The sequence below is a fragment of the Fulvivirga kasyanovii genome (assembly GCF_009711405.1).
GTDB lineage: Bacteria > Bacteroidota > Bacteroidia > Cytophagales > Cyclobacteriaceae > Fulvivirga > Fulvivirga kasyanovii.
In genome coordinates this window covers 1-1,803 of record NZ_SMLW01000191.1, presented here as the reverse complement: position 1 = coordinate 1,803, position 1,803 = coordinate 1, and the positions used below count along the sequence as shown (strand labels likewise).

Here is a 1,803-nt window from a genome sequence, read left to right as displayed (position 1 = left end):
TTGGGGACAGTATAGTTACGTGTGCTACCACCGGTAGAAGTTATACTTGTCCATGCACCATTGTTTATGCTCTTCTCCCATATATAGTAAACACTCCCGGCAACAGATCCCGTGGCTGTTAGTGTTATTATATCCCCAGGACAAAATGTTGTTGTATTGCTAAAGGTTATGCCAGCAGGATTTGCAGGACGTGAATTGGGAACTTTTGAAGATATACTTAGATTGGCTACTTTTGATGTTTTTGTACATTGATCATTCAAGTCGGCACCGCTAAGAGTTAGGGTAATAGATCTGGTAGAAGCAGTCAAGCTCCATATCACTTCTATACCACCACCTTTATTGGACCATGAGGTAGCACCTTTAACAGTCCATTCCGCTTTGCTATACCAACAGTTATCGCCTTCAACAGGTGTGTATTTATAACTATAAGAATACGCCTTCCCGGGGCAAATTGAAGTAGTTCCTGTAACTTCTAATTTTGAAGGTCCTAATTCATCCGTTGCATGTGAACTATTCCCCAAAGAGGAAAAAGCGACAACAAAAAAAATAACAATCTTTTTCATTAATAAATTATTTAAAACTCAAGAGAAACCTCATCTGACATTAAAGACCTGCTACCATCACTAAACTCTGCTTGAATTCGATACTTGTAAACAATTTCTTTTAAAACCGAACTATCGTTAAAACTAGTAAGGCTACCCTCAATGGACTTGTATAATGTAACCTGCTGATCAGCCATACCCCTAAATATTAAGATTCTTTTTGCTCCAACACCAGCTTTCCACTTCAAGAAAATGGCTTGGTTATCTTTACTTTTATTTATATAAATTTTTCCAAAAACATCACTGTTATACAATTCTCTACCGGCTACATTGACTATCAACGGTTTTGCTGGTTCTGATTCATTACCACTTTTATCAACAGCGACCAAAGTATAGCTGTACTTCCCACTATCAACCAATTCCATATCTTTATAATCCTGAATTTCGAGCTGAAACTGCTCAACATACTGCCAATCATTGTTACCTTCTTTTTTGCGATACAAAACATGTTTTACTACATCAGAGCTTGAACTATTGATCCAACTAATATTCACCCCGTCATTCCCTGATTTTAAAGATTTAAAAACTGGTAGTACTGGCTTAACAATATCGGGTTTTCTTATCACATAACTTTCAGAGATGACAGATTCATTAAACCTGTTATCAATAGCTGATACTTTATAATAGATATCTTTAGTAAGGGTCTTTATGTTAATAGTATCATAAAAAATAGCAGAAGATAAGTGACTGGCTGTAACTCTTGAAAATTCAGAACTTTGAAAGTTTGATCTGTATACCCTATACCCCAAAAGATCTTGTTCAGTGTTAGCTTGCCATTTCATAGTTACGACTCCTGTAGAATCTATAAATCCTATCAAACCCATAGGAGTATCCGGAGGAATACTATCCTGAAGCTGCACAAGAATAGGGTGGGACCTCTTAACTTCTCCCTTGGCCCCAAAAGTTACTATTTGGTAATAATTTGTGGTGTTTGGGAAGCCATCTATATACATACGCTCATTAGCCTGTAGCAAGTCACTATTAATACTTTTATAGGGTCCCTTTGTAGAGATGGAACGTTCAATGCTAAAACCTTTGATCATACCTTCATCCTCATCAGGAAACGTCCACTGTAGTTTCACACTTTCACCATTATTCACAACAAGACCATTGGTTAATACCGCTCTTGTATTCACAGGGGCAGCTCCCATACCCGAAATAGAAGAAGAGGGCTCACCTTCATCTCCAAAGGCGTCTACCC

At 37.6% G+C, this 1,803-nt stretch carries 2 protein-coding genes; both read right to left on the bottom strand.

Features of this window, described 5'->3' with window-relative positions; genetic code table 11:
* On the bottom strand, positions 1 to 563 hold a 563-nt coding region (locus tag E1163_RS00730; RefSeq protein ID WP_155168611.1), incomplete at its 3' end, for a hypothetical protein.
* Between the two features lie 11 nt (positions 564 to 574).
* Positions 575 to 1,803, bottom strand: a 1,229-nt coding sequence (locus tag E1163_RS30245; protein ID WP_185155901.1) for a fibronectin type III domain-containing protein, incomplete at its 5' end; no start/stop codon positions are given.